This window comes from Sphingomonas aliaeris, from assembly GCF_016743815.1.
GTDB lineage: Bacteria > Pseudomonadota > Alphaproteobacteria > Sphingomonadales > Sphingomonadaceae > Sphingomonas > Sphingomonas aliaeris.
In genome coordinates, this window is sequence record NZ_CP061035.1 from 3,752,810 (window position 1) to 3,769,985 (window position 17,176).

15 protein-coding genes and 1 pseudogene are annotated in these 17,176 nt (G+C 62.8%); 7 read left to right on the forward strand and 9 right to left on the reverse strand.

Annotation, left to right across the window (positions count from 1 at the left end):
- The first annotated feature begins 51 nt into the window (after positions 1-51).
- From mnmG to H5J25_RS17855, 4 genes are read left to right on the forward strand one after another with little or no spacing between them, the layout of a single operon-like run.
- Positions 52-1,878, forward strand: a complete 1,827-nt coding sequence (gene mnmG, locus H5J25_RS17840; protein ID WP_202093383.1) for a tRNA uridine-5-carboxymethylaminomethyl(34) synthesis enzyme MnmG — start codon at positions 52-54, stop codon at positions 1,876-1,878.
- Positions 1,875-2,486: a 16S rRNA (guanine(527)-N(7))-methyltransferase RsmG gene (gene rsmG, locus H5J25_RS17845; RefSeq protein WP_202093391.1), complete on the forward strand. Its 612-nt coding sequence runs from the start codon at positions 1,875-1,877 to the stop codon at positions 2,484-2,486. Before mnmG ends, rsmG begins: the two co-directional genes overlap by 4 nt.
- Positions 2,483-3,274: a ParA family protein gene (locus H5J25_RS17850; protein ID WP_202093393.1), complete on the forward strand. Its 792-nt coding sequence runs from the start codon at positions 2,483-2,485 to the stop codon at positions 3,272-3,274. The genes rsmG and H5J25_RS17850 overlap by 4 nt, the downstream gene beginning before the upstream one ends.
- On the forward strand, positions 3,271-4,173 hold the full coding sequence (locus tag H5J25_RS17855; RefSeq protein WP_202093395.1) for a ParB/RepB/Spo0J family partition protein: 903 nt from the start codon (positions 3,271-3,273) through the stop codon (positions 4,171-4,173). Before H5J25_RS17850 ends, H5J25_RS17855 begins: the two co-directional genes overlap by 4 nt.
- Before the next feature lie 15 nt (positions 4,174-4,188).
- Here the strand turns inward: H5J25_RS17855 and holA are convergent, their stop codons facing one another.
- The 4 genes and pseudogenes from holA to H5J25_RS17875 all read right to left on the reverse strand — a co-directional run bounded on the left by holA (position 4,189) and on the right by H5J25_RS17875 (position 8,740).
- A complete protein-coding gene (holA, locus tag H5J25_RS17860) occupies positions 4,189-5,202 on the reverse strand; it encodes a DNA polymerase III subunit delta (protein WP_202093397.1) in 1,014 nt (337 codons plus the stop codon).
- Positions 5,203-5,209: 7 nt separating this feature from the next.
- A pseudogene (gene lptE, locus H5J25_RS17865) lies at positions 5,210-5,699 on the reverse strand (LPS assembly lipoprotein LptE).
- Complete coding sequence (leuS, locus tag H5J25_RS17870; RefSeq protein ID WP_202093399.1) at positions 5,696-8,254, reverse strand: leucine--tRNA ligase; 2,559 nt, start codon at positions 8,252-8,254, stop codon at positions 5,696-5,698. The pseudogene lptE and the gene leuS overlap by 4 nt, the downstream one beginning before the upstream one ends.
- A gap of 12 nt (positions 8,255-8,266) precedes the next feature.
- Positions 8,267-8,740, reverse strand: a complete 474-nt coding sequence (locus H5J25_RS17875) for a DUF3576 domain-containing protein (RefSeq protein WP_225883215.1) — start codon at positions 8,738-8,740, stop codon at positions 8,267-8,269.
- A 219-nt stretch (positions 8,741-8,959) separates the two neighbouring features.
- Between H5J25_RS17875 and H5J25_RS17880 the strand changes: the two genes are divergently transcribed.
- The gene (locus H5J25_RS17880; protein WP_318781337.1) at positions 8,960-9,685 is read left to right on the forward strand and encodes a hypothetical protein; all 726 of its coding nucleotides are present in this window, start codon (positions 8,960-8,962) and stop codon (positions 9,683-9,685) included.
- A gap of 339 nt (positions 9,686-10,024) precedes the next feature.
- Here the strand turns inward: H5J25_RS17880 and H5J25_RS17885 are convergent, their stop codons facing one another.
- Positions 10,025-10,612, reverse strand: a complete 588-nt coding sequence (locus H5J25_RS17885) for a thiamine phosphate synthase (protein ID WP_225883216.1) — start codon at positions 10,610-10,612, stop codon at positions 10,025-10,027.
- Between the two features lie 21 nt (positions 10,613-10,633).
- Between H5J25_RS17885 and H5J25_RS17890 the strand changes: the two genes are divergently transcribed.
- Together H5J25_RS17890 and H5J25_RS17895 are read left to right on the forward strand one after the other, a co-directional pair.
- On the forward strand, positions 10,634-11,302 hold the full coding sequence (locus tag H5J25_RS17890; protein WP_202093406.1) for a YggS family pyridoxal phosphate-dependent enzyme: 669 nt from the start codon (positions 10,634-10,636) through the stop codon (positions 11,300-11,302).
- The gene (locus H5J25_RS17895) at positions 11,299-11,961 is read left to right on the forward strand and encodes an HAD family hydrolase (RefSeq protein WP_202093408.1); all 663 of its coding nucleotides are present in this window, start codon (positions 11,299-11,301) and stop codon (positions 11,959-11,961) included. Before H5J25_RS17890 ends, H5J25_RS17895 begins: the two co-directional genes overlap by 4 nt.
- Here H5J25_RS17895 and ribA read toward each other — a convergent pair.
- The 4 genes from ribA to H5J25_RS17915 all read right to left on the reverse strand — a co-directional run bounded on the left by ribA (position 11,958) and on the right by H5J25_RS17915 (position 17,148).
- Positions 11,958-13,019: a GTP cyclohydrolase II gene (ribA, locus tag H5J25_RS17900; protein ID WP_202093410.1), complete on the reverse strand. Its 1,062-nt coding sequence runs from the start codon at positions 13,017-13,019 to the stop codon at positions 11,958-11,960. The genes H5J25_RS17895 and ribA overlap by 4 nt on opposite strands.
- Positions 13,016-13,810, reverse strand: a complete 795-nt coding sequence (locus H5J25_RS17905) for an exodeoxyribonuclease III (RefSeq protein WP_202093412.1) — start codon at positions 13,808-13,810, stop codon at positions 13,016-13,018. Before H5J25_RS17905 ends, ribA begins: the two co-directional genes overlap by 4 nt.
- A gap of 272 nt (positions 13,811-14,082) precedes the next feature.
- Complete coding sequence (locus tag H5J25_RS17910) at positions 14,083-14,691, reverse strand: LolA family protein (protein WP_404829554.1); 609 nt, start codon at positions 14,689-14,691, stop codon at positions 14,083-14,085.
- A gap of 141 nt (positions 14,692-14,832) precedes the next feature.
- Complete coding sequence (locus tag H5J25_RS17915; RefSeq protein WP_202093414.1) at positions 14,833-17,148, reverse strand: DNA translocase FtsK; 2,316 nt, start codon at positions 17,146-17,148, stop codon at positions 14,833-14,835.
- Between the last annotated feature and the right edge of the window lie 28 nt (positions 17,149-17,176).

A 17,176-nucleotide genomic window follows, 5' to 3' on the forward strand; every position in this document is an offset into this window, starting at 1 on the left:
TCCACGTGGAACGATTTTGACACTCCGAACTAAAATGAATAGCGCCAGCGGATGACGAAATTCGATGTGATCGTTATCGGCGGCGGCCATGCCGGAGTGGAAGCGGCAGCAGCGTCCGCCCGGCGCGGTGCAAAAACGGCATTACTGACGTTTGATGCCGCCAAGATTGGTTTCATGTCGTGCAATCCGGCTATTGGTGGATTGGGAAAAGGACATCTCGTCCGGGAGGTCGACGCTTTCGACGGGTTGATGGCGAAGGCAACAGACGCGGCGGGTATTCACTACCGTTTGCTGAATCGCAGTAAAGGCAGCGCGGTCCAAGGCCCACGGGTGCAAGCCGATCGCAAGCATTATGCCGAGGCGATTCAGCTCATGATCTCGAGCGAGCGCAACCTGTATGTAGTAGAGGGCGAAGCGCTTGCCCTGTCCTTTGCGCAGTCGCGATTGAATGGTTTATATCTCGCGGACGGCGAGGTTCTGAAAGCTGCGTCGGTGGTCTTGGCCACCGGGACATTTCTCGGCGCGAAGATGTTTCGTGGCGAGGAGCGTTTGACTGGCGGCCGGGTAGGTGAGGCGGCGGCGACGGCGCTAGCTCGGCAACTTTACGATGCGAGGTTGCCTATGGCGCGGTTGAAGACCGGGACCCCTCCCCGGTTGGACGGTCGGACGATCGACTGGGCTTCACTCGAGCAGCAGCCAACTGATGAGGACGGTTGGACGATGTCTCCGACATCTAACGGTCGGACGCTTCCACAGGTTTTCTGTGCGATCACGCGAACCAACGAGCGGACGCATGACGTCATCCGGAAATCGCTCCACCGCTCTCCGTTGTTCGGTGGCGATATTGCCGGCGTCGGGCCGCGTTATTGTCCGTCGATCGAGGACAAGATCCACCGCTTTGGAGATCGCGACGGGCATCAGATATTCCTTGAGCCGGAAGGACTGGACGATCATCTGATCTACCCAAATGGTATCTCTACTTCGCTCCCCGTGGATGTTCAGGAGGCTATGATTCGGTCGATCGCGGGGCTCGGAGATGCAGTCGTTGCGACGCCAGGATATGCAGTGGAATATGACCATATCGACCCTCGTGCTCTGGAGCCGACGTTGGAGATACGAGCGATACCGGGCGTGTTTTGCGCGGGGCAGATCAATGGTACGACGGGATATGAAGAGGCAGCCGCGCAAGGATTGATCGCGGGGCTTAACGCCGCGGCATATGCTACTGGCGCAAAGCCCGTCGTTCTCGACCGGGCGTCCAGTTATATGGGGGTCATGATCGACGATCTCGTCCTGCAAGGAGTGACGGAGCCGTATCGTATGTTGACCGCCCGCGCCGAGTTTCGGCTACGACTTCGCGCTGACAATGCCGAAACTCGGTTGGGCGCGATCGCCGAGGACGCAGGCTGCGTTGGAGAGGAACGGCGTCGTCGTTTCGCGGCGCGACGTATTGCGCTAGCGGACATCGCGGATTGCTTAAGTGTTCCGCGGCGCGGGAAGGACATTGGACATGCGAATGGATCCGAGGTCCGGACTGGGGCGGAATGGCTGCGAACTCAGAATATGTCGATCAGCGAAGTCGCGCCAGAGCTGGTCGGAAGGTACCCGGACGAGTTGATCGCCGAGGCAATAGAGGACGCGCGGTATGCGCCGTATGTTGAACGTCAAGTTGAGGAGGTGACTCGGCTCCGCGCGAACGATGCGGTCATCCTTCCAACGGAATTGGATTACACCGCGATCGCGGGGCTTTCTAACGAGATGGTCGAGCGATTATCGACGGCTGCGCCAGCTACGTTAGGAGCGGCCGGCAGGATCCGGGGCATCACTCCGGCCGCGCTTACGGCAATCATGTTGCATGCCAAGCGTGCGTTCGTATGAATGAGGACGAAGCAAAGGCCTGGATAGCGGATAGGTATGGGGCCTGCGCCGTCGATCGCCTGGCGATTTTCGCCGGGATGGTCGAACAGGAGTCTGAACGCCAGAATCTCATATCGGCAGCGACTATTCCTTTAATTTGGTCCCGGCATATAGTTGACTCGGCGCAGCTGCTTCCACTCGCTTCGAGCAATTTCGGCGCTTGGGCAGACATCGGAACCGGCGCAGGGTTCCCAGGCTTAGTGGTGGGTGCCATCACCGAGAATGAGGTGGTTCTGGTCGAACCGCGGAAACGCCGGGTCGAGTTTCTGCAGTCCGCTATCGATATGTTGCAGCTTCGGAATACTACCGTTGAATGGACCAAGGCAGAGAGGGTACGTATGTCGGCAGGTGTGATATCCGCGCGAGCGGTATCGCAAATTGATGCACTACTTACCTCGACGCATCATTTGGCTAATCGTGACACCGTGTGGATCTTGCCGAAGGGCCGCAATTCTCACGAAGAGGTGGCACAGGCGAATCGATCGTGGCATGGTATGTTTCACGTGGAACAGAGTGTCACTGATCCCACGTCTTTTATCGTCATAGCCAGCGGGATTGCGCGTCGATGAATGTTATAGCGATCGCAAATCAGAAAGGTGGCGTCGGGAAAACGACGACCGCGATCAATCTCGGGACCGCGCTTGCGGCTACAGGGATGCGAGTTCTGGTGATCGACATGGATCCGCAGGGCAATGCATCGACCGGCCTGGGTATCGGTCGATCGGAACGCGAAAAATCGATCTACGATGTGCTACTCGGAGAAATGCCGGTGACGGAAGCAGCCGTCCCGACTTGCGTTCCCAAGCTCGACATCATTCCTGCAACTGCGGATTTGTCCGGTGCAGAGATCGAACTCGTCGAATATCAGGAGCGCACGCACCGCCTTAACCGTGCACTGGCGCGGTGTGACGATCATTGGGACGTGGCGTTGATTGACTGTCCCCCTTCGCTTGGGCTGCTCACGCTCAATGCGATGGTTGCTGCGAATTCGCTGCTGGTCCCGTTACAATGCGAGTTCTTCGCGCTCGAGGGATTGAGCCAACTCCTTGGTACGGTCGAACGCATACGGGAACGGTTCAATCCGGGTTTGTCGATCCTGGGAGTCGCGTTGACGATGTACGATCGCCGGAACCGGCTGACCGATCAGGTATCGGCTGACGTCAGGGCTGTACTTGGACGCGTCGTGTTCGATACCGTTATTCCAAGGAACGTTCGATTGTCGGAGGCGCCGAGCCACGGCTTACCGGCGTTAATCTACGATCACCGTTGCTCCGGATCGGAGGCATATATCGCACTTGCGCGTGAGCTTATCGTCCGACTACCGAAATCCAGTCCGCCAACAGCGAAGGCAGCATGACCGATCCTTTTGCAACAGACGCATCGCGTCCGAAGCCACGATCCGGCCTGGGCCGCGGACTGAATGCGCTGCTAGGCGACATGGCGCGCGAGGAACCCGTGGGCGGTGCCGAAACGTCATCGCCTGGGCTGCGGACCTTGCCCGTCGGCTCACTTAGCCCGCATCCCGGCCAGCCAAGGCGTCATTTCGACGAAGCAGCGCTCGAGGAACTAGCGACCTCAATTGCCGCGCGCGGACTGATCCAGCCGATCGTAGTTCGGCCGCACGGCAAGGGCTATCAGATCGTCGCAGGCGAGCGGCGCTGGCGAGCGGCTCAGAGGGCACGGCTGCACGAAGTCCCCGTAATCGTTCGCGACTTCGACGATGCGGAAACGCTCGAAGTGGCGTTAGTCGAGAATATTCAGCGGCAGGACCTGAATGCGATCGAAGAAGCGGAGGCTTATCAGAAACTGATCGGCGATTTCGGCCATACGCAGGAAATGCTCGGTAAGCTGGTCCATAAATCCCGCAGCCATATCGCGAATCTCCTTCGTCTGCTCGACCTTCCCCGGCCGGTTCAGGAGCGCGTCGTCGACGGCGAGCTGACGATGGGCCACGCACGCGCGCTGATCGGTGCCCCGGACGTCGAGAAACTGGTCGATCAGGTCATCGCTAAGGGGTTGTCGGTTCGTGAGACCGAACGCCTGGCGCGGGCAGCCAAGCCTGATCCGCGGGCTCGGTCCGGGGGCGACGGTGGGCGCGACGCCGATCTTGCGGCGCTGGAAAACCAGCTAGGCGATTTGCTTGGGCTTTCGGTTCGCATCGCGCATTCTGCAAAGGGCGGTACGCTTACGCTTAGCTATGCCACGCTCGATCAATTAGATATGGTATGTCAAAGGCTTAGCGGCGAGTTGATCTAGCCAGACCGCGAGAGGTCAGCGCTGCCGTGCGGCCATTCGACCAATTGCGACGATAGCCGCCTGCGCCAGCACTGACCCCGCCGTTGCGGCCCCCATCATCGCCCGCTCGGCCTGACGAATACGATCGATCGCGTCGGCTAGCTTGTCACTCCTCCAGTGCCGCAAGGCACGGGCGGTGATGGCCTTTTCACGAAAAAAGACGCTTTCGGTAACCTGTGCAACCCCGGATCCCGCATCGACCTGGGCTCGCAACTCGGCAAGATTCATCAGCCGACGTGCAAGCTGTCGCAGTACGGGGATTGGGGAAACACCTGCTTCCTCCAGTCGGGCAAGTTCCGCTCCGATCGTATCCGGGCGACCGTCGATCGCCGCATCGATCACGCGACTGATCTCGGTGTCACCGAGATCGGCGCCGACCGCGTCCAGCGCGGCATCATCGATTTCCCGCGGGCGATCCGATGCCGCATCCAGATACAGCGCCAGCTTCTCGAGTTCGCGGGTCATCACGGCGCGATCGCCGCCGCTGGCCGCTGCAATCCTGGTGGCGGTGTCGCCCGTCGTGCGCATGCCCAACTCGCGGGCGATCGTAGAGACGATCTTGTCAGCCTCTGCGCCTTCCGGAACGTAGCATGCAAAGGCCATCGCGCGCGGTGATCCCTGTGCGAGCTTTACGACCTTGGCGGTACCTTTCAGATTCGGCGAGATTGCGACCACCGGATTTCCCGCGCGTTCTGTGTCGAGCAACAGAGAGAATGCCTCAAGGCATTCCTCCCCTGCGCCGGCGATCCTGATATGCCGCGCGCCGCCGAACAGCGACATGGATGCAGCTTCATCCGCCAGCCGCCCGGGGTTCGATTTCAGCGTAGAGGGTTCAAGATCGACGCGTTCTGCCTCCGGTCCCATCTTGCGGGCCAGCCGCACGGCGAGATCCTGGGCACCGGCTTCGTCGGGGCCGTGCAGCAGGAAAAGGCGGATATCGGGGCTGGCCGCGTCGATCGCGGCACGAATCTGGTTGGCGTTCGCCTTCACCGCGGGATCATCGGGCCGTTCGACGGGTGCGGAGAGCTAGTCGCGAGACGATCTGGTCCGCGACGATGCCCGACAGCCGTTCCAGCGCGCTGTTTTCTGCCGCAATCGTTGCATATTCGGAACCGACGACATCGACCCCGGCGTCGGACCCGGCCGTCGCGTCGAGCAGCACGCTGCCATTGGCAAGATCGACCAACTGATACCGCGCGCGCAGCGTCCGCCGCTCGCGTGCCACGCTGTTATCGCCCCGGACGCCCAGGCCGCTGATCGTGTCCTTAAAGCTTGACCTCCAGCCGGTACAGCGGCGTCGTTTGCCCGGCCGACAGACGATCATTCAATGCGTTCGTCATCAACCAACCGGATTTTCCTTCGATCGGGGCGACCTCGATCTGGGTCAATGACGTCGCGACCGCACCCGAACTGCCGCCACTATACAGAGGCTGCAAGCCGCACCCGGACAGGAGGGCGATCAGGGCGAGACTGACAAGACGCTTCATATGACGAGGTTTACCAGACGATCGGGCACGACAACGATCTTTTTCGGTGTCGCGCCGTCGAGGATGCGCTGGACGTTGGCATTGTCCAGCGCGAGCGCCTCCATCGCGTCCTTCGCCATGCCTTTCGCGATCTTCACGGTGTCGCGCAGCTTGCCGTTGACCTGCAAGGCGATCGTCACCTCATCCTCGACGAGCAAGGTTGCATCGACCTCTGGCCAGGGCGCATCGGCGATCAGGCCGGATTGGCCGGCCACGGACCAGGCCTCTTCCGCCAGATGCGGCGCCATCGGCGCGACGAGCCGCATCAACGTCGAGATCGCTTCGCTTCGGGACGCAGACGGTGCCGCCTTTTCGATCATGCCGGTAAGTTCGTACAGTTTCGCGACCGCCTTGTTGAACGACAGCGCTTCGATATCCGTAGCGATGCCGGCGATCGTCTGGTGCAGCTTGCGATCGAGCGCGACGTTGCGCCCCTCCCCCGGTGCGCCCACCTCGGCTTCGCCGTCGAACAGCCGCCAGAGCCGCTGGATGAAGCGCCACGACCCGTCGATTCCAGATTCGCTCCATGGCAGGTCGCGTTCTGGTGGAGAATCGGACAGCATGAACCACCGCACTGCGTCCGCGCCATATTGGTCGACGATCGGTTCGGGATCGATCGTGTTCTTCTTCGACTTGGACATCTTTTCGACGCGGCCGACTGTCACGGCGTCGCCGGTCGCGCGGTCGAATACACCACCGTCGCGCCGTTCGATGTCATCGGGGCCGAGCCATAGCGGCTTGACGATCACATCCGTGCCGTCGGTGCCCAACTGTTCCACGGTACGGCTGTAGGTTTCGTGGGTGACCATCCCTTGCGTGAACAACCCGGCGAACGGTTCGGCCACGTCAAGCTGGCCGATATGCTTGAGCGCGCGCGTCCAGAATCGAGCATATAGCAGGTGCAGGATCGCATGTTCCACGCCACCGATATACTGGCCGACCGGCAACCACTTCTCGGCAACCGAACGATCGAACGGCCGATCATCCGGTTGGCTGGCGAAGCGTATGAAATACCAGGATGAATCGACGAAGGTGTCGAGCGTATCCGTCTCGCGGCGGGCGGGCTTGCCGCAGGACGGGCAATCGACCGTGTTCCAGCCGGTATGGCGATCCAGCGGGTTGCCGGGGACGTCGAACGTCACGTCTTCCGGCAGGACGACGGGCAATTGCTCGCGCGGCACGGGCACGGCCCCGCACGCGTCGCAATGGATGATCGGAATCGGCGTGCCCCAGTAACGCTGGCGGCTGACGCCCCAGTCGCGCAGCCGGAACACGGTCGAGCCCTTGCCCCAGCCCTCGCCTTCCGCGCGCTGGATCACGGTGCGCTTGGCATCCTCGATATCCATGCCGTCGAGGAAGTGCGAATTCACCAGCCTGCCCGGACCAGTATAGGCTTCGTTGCCGACGAAGACCGGATCCTCGATCTCGCCGTCCGACACCACCCGCTTGACCGGCAGATCGTATTTGCGCGCGAAATCCAGATCGCGCTGGTCGTGCGCCGGCACGCCGAAAACGGCGCCGGTGCCATATTCCATCAGGACGAAGTTCGCGATGTAGACCGGCAGGCCCCAGCTTGCGTAGAACGGATGCGCGGCGCGCAGTCCGGTGTCAAAACCCAGCTTTTCCTGCGTTTCCAGTTCCGCCGCGGTGGTGCCGCCACGCTTGCACAGCTCGATGAACGCCGCGGCGTCCGGATTGGTCTCGGCGATCTTGCGCGCGATCGGATGATCGGCGGCAACGGCGACGAAGCTCGACCCGAAGATCGTATCCGGGCGGGTGGTGAAGACTTCGACCTTGCCACCGTCGGACAGGGTAAAGGAGAAGGTCAGCCCGCGGCTACGGCCGATCCAGTTCTCCTGCATCAGCTTGACCTTGTCTGGCCAGTCCTCAAGGTCGCCAAGGCCATCGAGCAACTCGTCGGCGAAATCGGTGATCTTCAGGAACCATTGCGACAGCTTGCGCCGTTCGACCAGCGCGCCGGAGCGCCAGCCGCGCCCATCGATCACCTGTTCGTTGGCCAGGACGGTCATGTCGACCGGATCCCAATTGACCGCCGATTCCTTGCGATAGACGAGGCCCGCCTTGAACAGGTCCAGGAACAACGCCTGTTCCTGTCCGTAATAATCGGGCTCGCACGTCGCCAGCTCGCGCGTCCAGTCGAGCGCGAAGCCGAGCCGTTTCAACTGCGCCTTCATCGTCGCGATGTTTGCGCGGGTCCAGGCGCCGGGATGCACGCCCTTTTCCATTGCGGCATTCTCGGCCGGCATGCCGAACGCATCCCACCCCATCGGGTGCAACACCTCATGCCCGATCATACGGCGATAGCGGGCCAGCACGTCGCCCATCGTATAGTTGCGCACATGGCCCATATGAATCCGTCCCGAAGGATAGGGAAACATCTCGAGCACATAGGAACGGGGCTTGGGCGAATCGTCGCGTGCCGCGAAGGTGGAACGCTCGTCCCAAACCTTCTGCCAGCCTGCGTCCGCCTTCAAGGCATTGAAGCGCGACGCCATATGTCTGTCTTTCTATCCAGCGACGGCTGCGCGGCGCAGGTCTCGCGCACGCGTCAGGATCGCATCCTCCAATTTCTGAACGGTCGCGGCCTTCACCGGGGCTGCGACCCACTGGCCGTTCTGGTTCACCTGGCGCAGGGCGGCGACACGAAGGCCGTCGGCGCGGAGATCCTGATCGAGGATCGTCACCGTCACCTTGACGCGCTCGGTCGCAACAGCCGGGTTGATGTACCAGTCGGTGACGATGACGCCGCCGTTCGAATCCGTCTGCACCAGAGGCATGAAGCTCAACGTGTCCAGGCTGGCGCGCCACAGATACGCGTTCACGCCGATCGTCGTGACCTTGGACGCGGCGAGATCGGTCTTCGGGCGATCCTTGCCGCCGCCGCACGCACCGAGGGCCAGCGGAAGCGCGAAGGCGGCCAACAAGGCGATCGTCCGGGCGGGCGCCCTTGACGAGAGAGACGGAGCCGGAAGGCGGATCATCGGCGGGTTCCTGGGTAAAAACACATTAGGATGCGCATCTATAGATGGTCTCGCGCTTGTCGCAAGGCGGCAGGGTTACGCTGCATTCGTCGCTACCCTGTGGGCGGATTGCAACACTCCGACATAAAGCGACTCCGATGGTGGCGACGGCGGATCGAAACGTGTTAGACACAGTTCGGGAATATAGCGTGGATAACGCCGTATCTGAGGGATGTGTTCGTGGTCGCAGGTCGCACGATTGCCGGGATTGCCATGGGGGTGCTGGTCGCCGCCGGCATCGCCGTTGCACCGGCGATCGGCGCGCCGGATAATGGCAATCGCGCGGAAAAGCGCGTGAGTCTCGCTCGCAGCGCTGGTTCTTTCACGCCCGCGTCGGCCGATCCGCGTCTGGCGGCAGTATTTGCGCGGGGCGGTCTGGACACGGCGGGCTTCAGCTTCACTCCGTCCGACTCGCGTCGCGCCGGCAGTCGCGCGGTCACGGTGGCGGTCCGCGCCCGCTCGACTCGCAGCGTGCTGAACGCCGAACGTAACTCCGCGGCGGCCAGCGTTGCGGCACCACAGGTCACGCTCGCGCCAATCGCCTACAACTTGGGCGTTGCAGTGGGCTGGAAGCGATTCGCCTTGTCCAGCGACGTGGCGCGCGTGGATATGGCGGGCCTGCCGGGCAGCCGCGAGCGTATGGATGTCGGCCTCAGCTATACCGGCAAGCGGTTCAGCGGTCAGGTAAAGGCAATCGCGGATCGTCCGCTGGCCGGTACACCGAAGCTGGTCGAGGAGGCCCCGGCCTATGCACTGGACGTCGGCGGCTCCTATTCGCTGACACGTAACCTCGCCGTTACGGCTGGCGTTCGGTACAAGAGCGAGCGTGACCGGCTGGAACGCCTGAAGGACGACAACCGCGTCGATAGCCAGGCCGTCTATATTGGAACCGCGTTCCGCTTCTGAGACTCAGGTCCCGGTAGTTTCCACGTTGCACAGACCGTGGGTTTCATGCCGCCACGTCGGAGCAGTTGCGGCGGCCATAGTGACGCGAACGGAAACGCTGGAGCCTCCTTCTGCGACATGTCCCATGCCCCGGTTTTTCCGAGTGCGCCTGGGGTGACGATGTGTTCGTCCGATCCGTTCAAAAATACGACAGCCCATCAATCACTTCACGCGAATCGTCTGGATTCCAGCATGCTTCCCGCCCCGTTCGTGCTGAGCCTGTCGAAGCGCCTGTCCTGCTGCCTCGACCTCTGACATGCTCAGGACGAACGGTTGGTGGGGACAACATTATGTCTCGCGTCACGGCATGCATTTAGGGCGGCGGCGGACAGGCTTGGACTCGTCGCCAAGCCACGCATCGATCGCGGCCCATCCGTAGAAGCCTAACGGTCGCACCCGCCTGAACCGTGCTTCGTTCATCCCGCCCAGAGCGATGACCGGCACCGGTACTCCACGGATACGAAAGGCGGCGCGAATCGCACCGGACCCGCGCGAACCCGGATGCGATCGGGTGGCGAAGATCGGCGAGGCAAATAACAGGTCGGCACCCGCCCGGACCCCGGCGAGCGCTTCGATCCGATCATGTGCGGGCCACGTGCGGATTTGTCCGGACCCCGTTACGCCCTGCCGCCTATAACGGCCATGCACGCCCTGCTCCCGGCCGAGACGTACAAGACCAGCCCGGACCAGCACCAGCCTGCGCGATCGTGCTACCCGCTCCACTCGGGCGAACAGCACACGTCGCTCGGCCGGAGACGTCGCATAATGGCGGAAGACGACTCCAGACCCCAGCGGCAATTGTTCGAGCGCCTGCCACAGTCCGTCGCCCATTCGCTCGTCGGTCATCAGCCACAGGCGCGGCAGCTTGCTGGGGTGGCGGCGTGGCACGACGCTGCCTATAGCACGCCGATGCCCGCACACGATCCCGCAACCGAACTCAAAACCGTCCGCCAGTCGATCGCGCACGCGGCGGTGCTGGCCACCCGCAAGCCCGAATACGTGACCTTGATCGCCGTATCGAAGACGCAGCAGCCAGATGCCATTCTTCCGCTGCTGGCGGCGGGCCAGCGCGATTTCGGCGAAAACCGGGTTCAGGAGGCTGAGGCCAAATGGCCAGCATTGCGCGCCGACTATCCAGATACGGTGCTGCATCTGATTGGTCAGTTGCAGTCGAACAAGGCCGAGGATGCGGTCACTCTTTTCGATGCAATCCATTCTGTCGACCGGCCGTCGCTGGTCGCGGCACTCGGCAAGGCGATGGACAAGACCGGCAAACGCCCAGCGTGCTTCATCCAGGTGAATATTGGCGAGGAGGACCAGAAAGGCGGCTGCGCGATCGGCGATCTGCCCGCTTTGCTGGCTGCCGCGAACGATGCCGGCCTGCCTGTTGCCGGATTGATGGCGATCCCGCCAGCAGACACCGAAGCTGCGCCATATTTCGCGTTGCTGGCAAAGCTGGCGCGGGAGTCCGGGCTAGCGGGGCTCAGCATGGGGATGTCGAGCGATTTCGAAACGGCCGTCATGATCGGCGCGACGCATGTGCGCGTCGGATCGGCCTTGTTCGGAGCGCGCTCATGAAATTTTCCGCGCTGATCTTCGATTTTGACGGCGTCCTGATCGAAAGCGAATTGGTCGGGAACCGCCAGATCGCGGCCTATCTGACCAGTATCGGGCATCCGACCACGACCGAGCAGTCGATGGCGAAGTTCATGGGCCTGGCGGGTGCCGATTTTATCGGCGCGGTCGAGGCTTGGATCGGCCGCACCCTGCCGGACGATTTCCACAGCGCGCGCAAGGCCGAGGACGAGCGCGTCATGGCGTCGGGGATCGATGCGGTGGCGGGCGCGGTGGCATTCGTGCGCGGGTTGCCAAGCGATTTACCGGTCGCCATCGCATCGTCGAGCTCGGTCGCGTGGATCGAACGGCATCTGGATCATATCGGGCTGCGCGACCGGTTCGGCGCGATGATCTTCTCCGGCCGCGAACATGTTACGCGCGGCAAGCCGGCGCCCGACCTTTATCTCTTCGCGGCCCGTGCGCTCGGCGTGGATATCGCCCACTGCGCGATCATCGAGGATTCACCGGTCGGCGCGACGGGTGCAGTCGCGTCTGGCGGGCATGTCATCGGTTTCGTCGGCGGCAGCCATTGTGCGCCCGATCATGCGGATCGACTGCAAGCGATCGGAGTGCAGGATATTGCCGGGAGCTTCGACGAGATCGCCTTGCTCGTTGCCTAGAATTGATGCCCGGTCCGGTCGCGTTTCGTGGCGAGATACTTCTCGTTATGCGGATTGGCGGGCAGGACATGCGGAACGCGCTCGACCACCGAGATCCCGGCGCCCTCAAGCTGCGCGACCTTTTCCGGATTGTTGGTCAGCAACCGGACGGCACGCTGCCCGAGCAGTTCGAGCATGCGAGCGGCGACACGGAAGTTGCGTGAATCCACCGCAAACCCCAGTCTTGTATTGGCATCGACCGTATCGAACCCCTGATCCTGCAGGGCGTAAGCGCGCAGCTTGTTGATCAGGCCGATTCCCCGGCCTTCCTGCCGCAGATACAATAGGATGCCCCAACCGCTTTCCGCGATCGCCGCAATGGCGGCATCAAGTTGCGGACCGCAGTCGCATTTCAGACTGCCGAGCATATCGCCCGTCAGGCATTCGCTGTGCAGCCGGACCAAAGCCGGCTCGCCATTGGGCGTGCCGATCAGCAGTGCGATATGCTCTCCCGGCATTTCCGGCGTACGGAACGCGACGATCTCTGCATCCTCCGCCCGTCCGATCGGCAGGCGCGCGCGGGTGGCGATCGACAGCCGCGCCGCATCCTCGTGCGAGTCAATGTCGTCGATGTCGAGGGTCAGGTCGGCCGTTCCGCCGGGGATCGCGAAGAATGCGGGCAGCAATCCCCCGATCCGCGCCAAGCGTAGCGCAGCCGTGCCGACATCCTGCTGCGATAGGGTTATAGCGCGAAACGGGCCCTTTAACGGCGTCCGAAGGTCGAATTGCGGATCGGCCAAGGCCGTCGCGGTGGCGAAGTCGAGCCAGGTGACGCGTTCCACCAGCACCGGCGCATCGGGGACCGCCGCCTCGATCTGATTGGCAAGCTTCAGCGTGAAGGCGCGGCCGGCAGAGAGCAATACGGGCGCGGTCCCGTCCGGGTCGAACGCGGCTAGGCGCACGGGATCGGCCGTCTCGATCGGCAGCAACGCGACGGTTCCCCCCGCCCCTGCAATGGCGATCGGCCAGCCGCGACGCAATGCGTCGATCGCCAGTGCGGCGCGGTGCGCGTCGTTCAAAATGCGAACTCGGTCATGATCGGAATGTGGTCCGATGGTTTCAGCCAAGACCGGCAATCTTCGAAAACCGTGTGCGACACCGCCTGTGCGGCGACATCCGCGGTCGCCCACATATGATCCAGCCTGCGGCCCCGATCGTTCGCAGTATAATCCGGCGAGCGATAACTCCACCATGTATGCAGTCGTGCCGGGGCGGGGTGAAAATGCCGCCCCAGATCGACCCAGTCGTTCGACTGTTTGAAGCGGTTGAGGGCCTCGATCTCGATCGCGGTATGGCTGACCGTATTGAGCAATTGCTTGTGGCTCCACACGTCGGATTCGAGCGGGGCGATGTTGAAGTCGCCGGTGATGATCGTAGGCGTGGTCAGGTTCGTCGACCAATCGGTCATCCGATCTATGAAATCCAGTTTCTGGCCGAATTTCGGATTGGCGTCGCGGTCCGGAATGTCACCGCCCGCGGGCACATAGACATTGTCCAGCCGAACGCCGTTCGGCAGCCGCACGCCGACATGCCGCGCCTCCATATTCGCCTGCCAGTCGTACCGGTCGTCCTCGACCAGCGGAATGCGTGACAGGATCGCGACGCCGTGATGCATCTTTTGACCGTGGAGCAGGATCTGGTCGTATCCCAATGCGCGGAACGGTGCCGCGGGGAAATCGCCGTCGATCACCTTGGTTTCCTGCAGACATAATATGTCCGGACAGACTTCGCGCAGGAACCGTTCGACGATCTCGATGCGGAAACGGACGGAATTGATGTTCCAGGAAACGATCTTGAGCGGCTGCGCCATGGCCCGGCATGTAGCCACGCGGCGGGCGCAGCACCAGTGGCTGGTTCTTCAAACCTCGATCAATGCGCCTTACCGGCTTCAGATCCAAAGATATCGAAGCCTCTGAAAGACGAAAGGCCCCCGCTCCGGGGGCATGGAGCGAGGGCCGACCTAGCGTTCGTCACGCAGGCGGGATGGGAACCTAAATCCGAGCAACAGGGGGAAAATCCCGAACCGCTCCGCATCCGCACGACTGCCTTTAGGGCAGCAAACCTGTCGCCAATATGAATGGATTAGCGTCTGGGACCGGAATTCCGCCGCGGATCGTTGAAGCGGAACGTTCCGTCGCTGATCGGTGCGTTAAATTGCTGATTCGTGAGCCGTAGCGTCGTCCGGTTGTTCTGCGCATCGAGTGCGACCCAGCCTTGCAGCATCAAGCCACCCGGCGCGGATGCATTGCGCGCGAACACAAGCGTGATGCGGCCATATTCGGGATGCTTCGGATCGGCCGCCTCGACCGAGATGATACGCGGATCGTTACCCGGCACGACCCGCGCGACCTTCGTCATGTCGCGCGTCGGATCCAGCAGAACGCCGAGCGGGGAATTGCCGATCGGCCAGCGCTGTTTCTGGCCGACAGAATAATCCAGGAACCACAACGCCTTGCCGTCACCGACGATCAGGATCGGCACGCCCTTTTCATACTGAAAGCGGATCTTGCCCGGCTTCTTCAGCGTCAGCGTGCCGGTGAGCACCTTGCCCACCCTATCGGTCTGCGTGAAACTGGCGGTCATGCTCTGGACCGCTTGCAAATGAGACTGGACGAGCCCGAGATCGCCCGGTGCGATCGCGGCAACCAGGACGGGCGCGACGGCAAGGGCGGCGATGTAGCGGAAGTTCACGGAATTCTCCTGAAAGACAGACGGGACGCACTGCCGGTGCGGCGTTGAACCCGTTCTGAACGTTCCAACACCGATCCCTTTCCGACCGATCGGACGAATGCCGGTTCGGCAGGCCCAGACATCACGGTCACCGCCTGTCGTTCAGAGCGGATTTCCGTCGCGATCGCGCAGCACTTCGCGGCGGCCGACATGGTCGGGACGGCCGACGATGCCGTCTTTCTCCATGCGTTCGATCAGCCGCGCCGCGCTGTTATAGCCGACGCGTAACTGACGTTGCAGCCAACTGGTCGATGCCTTCTGGCTTTCCACGACCAATTGGATCGCGCTGCGATATTGCTGGTCCTCCGCGGAATCCTCGCCGTCCGGTGCCCCATCCAGCGCGAAGCCGTCCTCCGGTTCCTCGGTGACGGACTGGATGTAATCGGGCTTGCCCTGCCCGCGCCAGTGATCCGCCACCGCGCGCACCTCGTCGTCGCTGACGAACGGCCCGTGGACGCGCACCGTGCCCTTGCCGCCGGGCATATACAGCATGTCGCCCTTGCCCAGCAGCTGTTCGGCGCCCTGTTCGCCCAGGATCGTCCGCGAATCGATCTTCGACGTGACGTGGAAGCTGATGCGCGTCGGCAGGTTGGCCTTGATGACGCCGGTGATGACATCGACCGAGGGTCGCTGCGTCGCCATAATCAGGTGAATGCCCGCCGCACGCGCCTTCTGCGCCAGACGCTGGATGAGGAATTCGACTTCCTTGCCCGCGGTCATCATCAGATCGGCCAGCTCGTCGACGATCACCACGATCTGCGGCAACGGGACGAAGTCGAGCGTTTCCTCTTCGTAGATCGGCTGGCGCGTATCGGGGTCGTACCCCGTCTGCACCTTGCGTCCCAACGGCTGCCCCTTGGCCTTCGCCGCCCGCACCTTGTCGTTGAAGCTGGCAAGGCTGCGCACGCCGACCGACGACATCTGGCGATAGCGGTCCTCCATCTGCTCGACCGCCCATTTCAGCGCGCGGACCGACTTGGCCGGGTCGGTGACGACCGGGGACAATAGATGCGGGATATCGTCGTACATGCTGAGTTCCAGCATCTTCGGATCGATCATGATCATGCGGCACTGGTCCGGCGTCAGCCGGTACAGCAACGACAGGATCATGCAGTTCAGCCCGACCGACTTGCCCGAGCCGGTGGTACCTGCGACGAGCAGGTGCGGCATCGGTGCCAGATCGGCGATGACGGGGTCGCCCGCGATGTTCTTGCCCAGCACCAGTGGCAGCGACGCGGACTGATCCTCGAACGTCTGCGATGCGATCAGTTCGTGCAGCCCGACGGTCTCGCGACGTGTGTTGGGCAATTCGATGCCGATCACGGTGCGCCCCGGAATCGTCGCGACGCGCGCGGAGATCGCCGACATGTTGCGCGCGATATCGTCGGCCAGCTGGATCACGCGGCTCGCCTTGATGCCGCTAGCCGGTTCCAGTTCGTACATCGTGACGACCGGACCGGGGCGAACCTCGACGATCGATCCCTTGACGTGGAAATCGTCCAACACCGATTCGAGCAAGCGCGCATTGCGCTCCAGCGACGCCTTGTCGATCGCCGCGCCGGGTGCCGGCGGCGCGGGAACGAGCAGGTCGATCGACGGCAGGCGGTAATTATTGTCGCGCAGATCGAGTCGCTCCTGCTGCGCCTTCGGCTTGGCGACGGACGGCGCGACGTTGCGATCGGCGATCACCGGGCCGGGCCGGGCATCGGGCATCGCCACGGCACGCGGCGCGGGGGCGGACTTTCGCGCCGGTTCAGCCACCACATCGTCTTCGTCGAATTCGTCCGCATCGGCGATCAGGCGCGGTTGTGCCTTAAACCGCGGCAGGCTGGGCAATCGCGGGCGGGTCAGCGCGATCTGCAGGCTGCGCGCCCATATCACCAACCCCACGATCCCGGCCAGCAGTCCGACGGCGCGGCCGGTCCACAGGATCGCGGTCGTATCGCCGATGAAACCGATCGCCCAATGCAACGCCTCGGCCAGGCCGAGCCCCATTACGCCGCCCCATCCAGCGGGCAATGCCAGCACGGACGATGCGGCGAAGAACGATATCGCGGTACCGATCAGCACCGCTCCGAGCACCCCGCCGCCCAGCATGCGCACCCAGCGCCCGGCCGGTTCGTCCCGCCACAGCCGCAAAGCGACGATCGGCGCGATCGGCAACAGCAGCACGACCGTCCAGCCGAACAGCGACAAAGCGAGATCGGCGAACCAAGCGCCCGGCAAGCCCAGCCAATTCTCCGCCGGGCCACCGGCCGCGGTGTTCAGCGACGGGTCGCCCGAATGATAGCTGGCCAGCGCGATGACCATAACGATCGTCGCGCAGAACAGCGCCAGCGCACCCAGCAGCGCGCTGCTGCGCACCGCCCCCGCTTTCACCGTCTCGCGCCACAGCGCTGGTCGAGCCCGGCTCGCCATGATCTTGTCCCCGTCTGTCCGCTGTTCG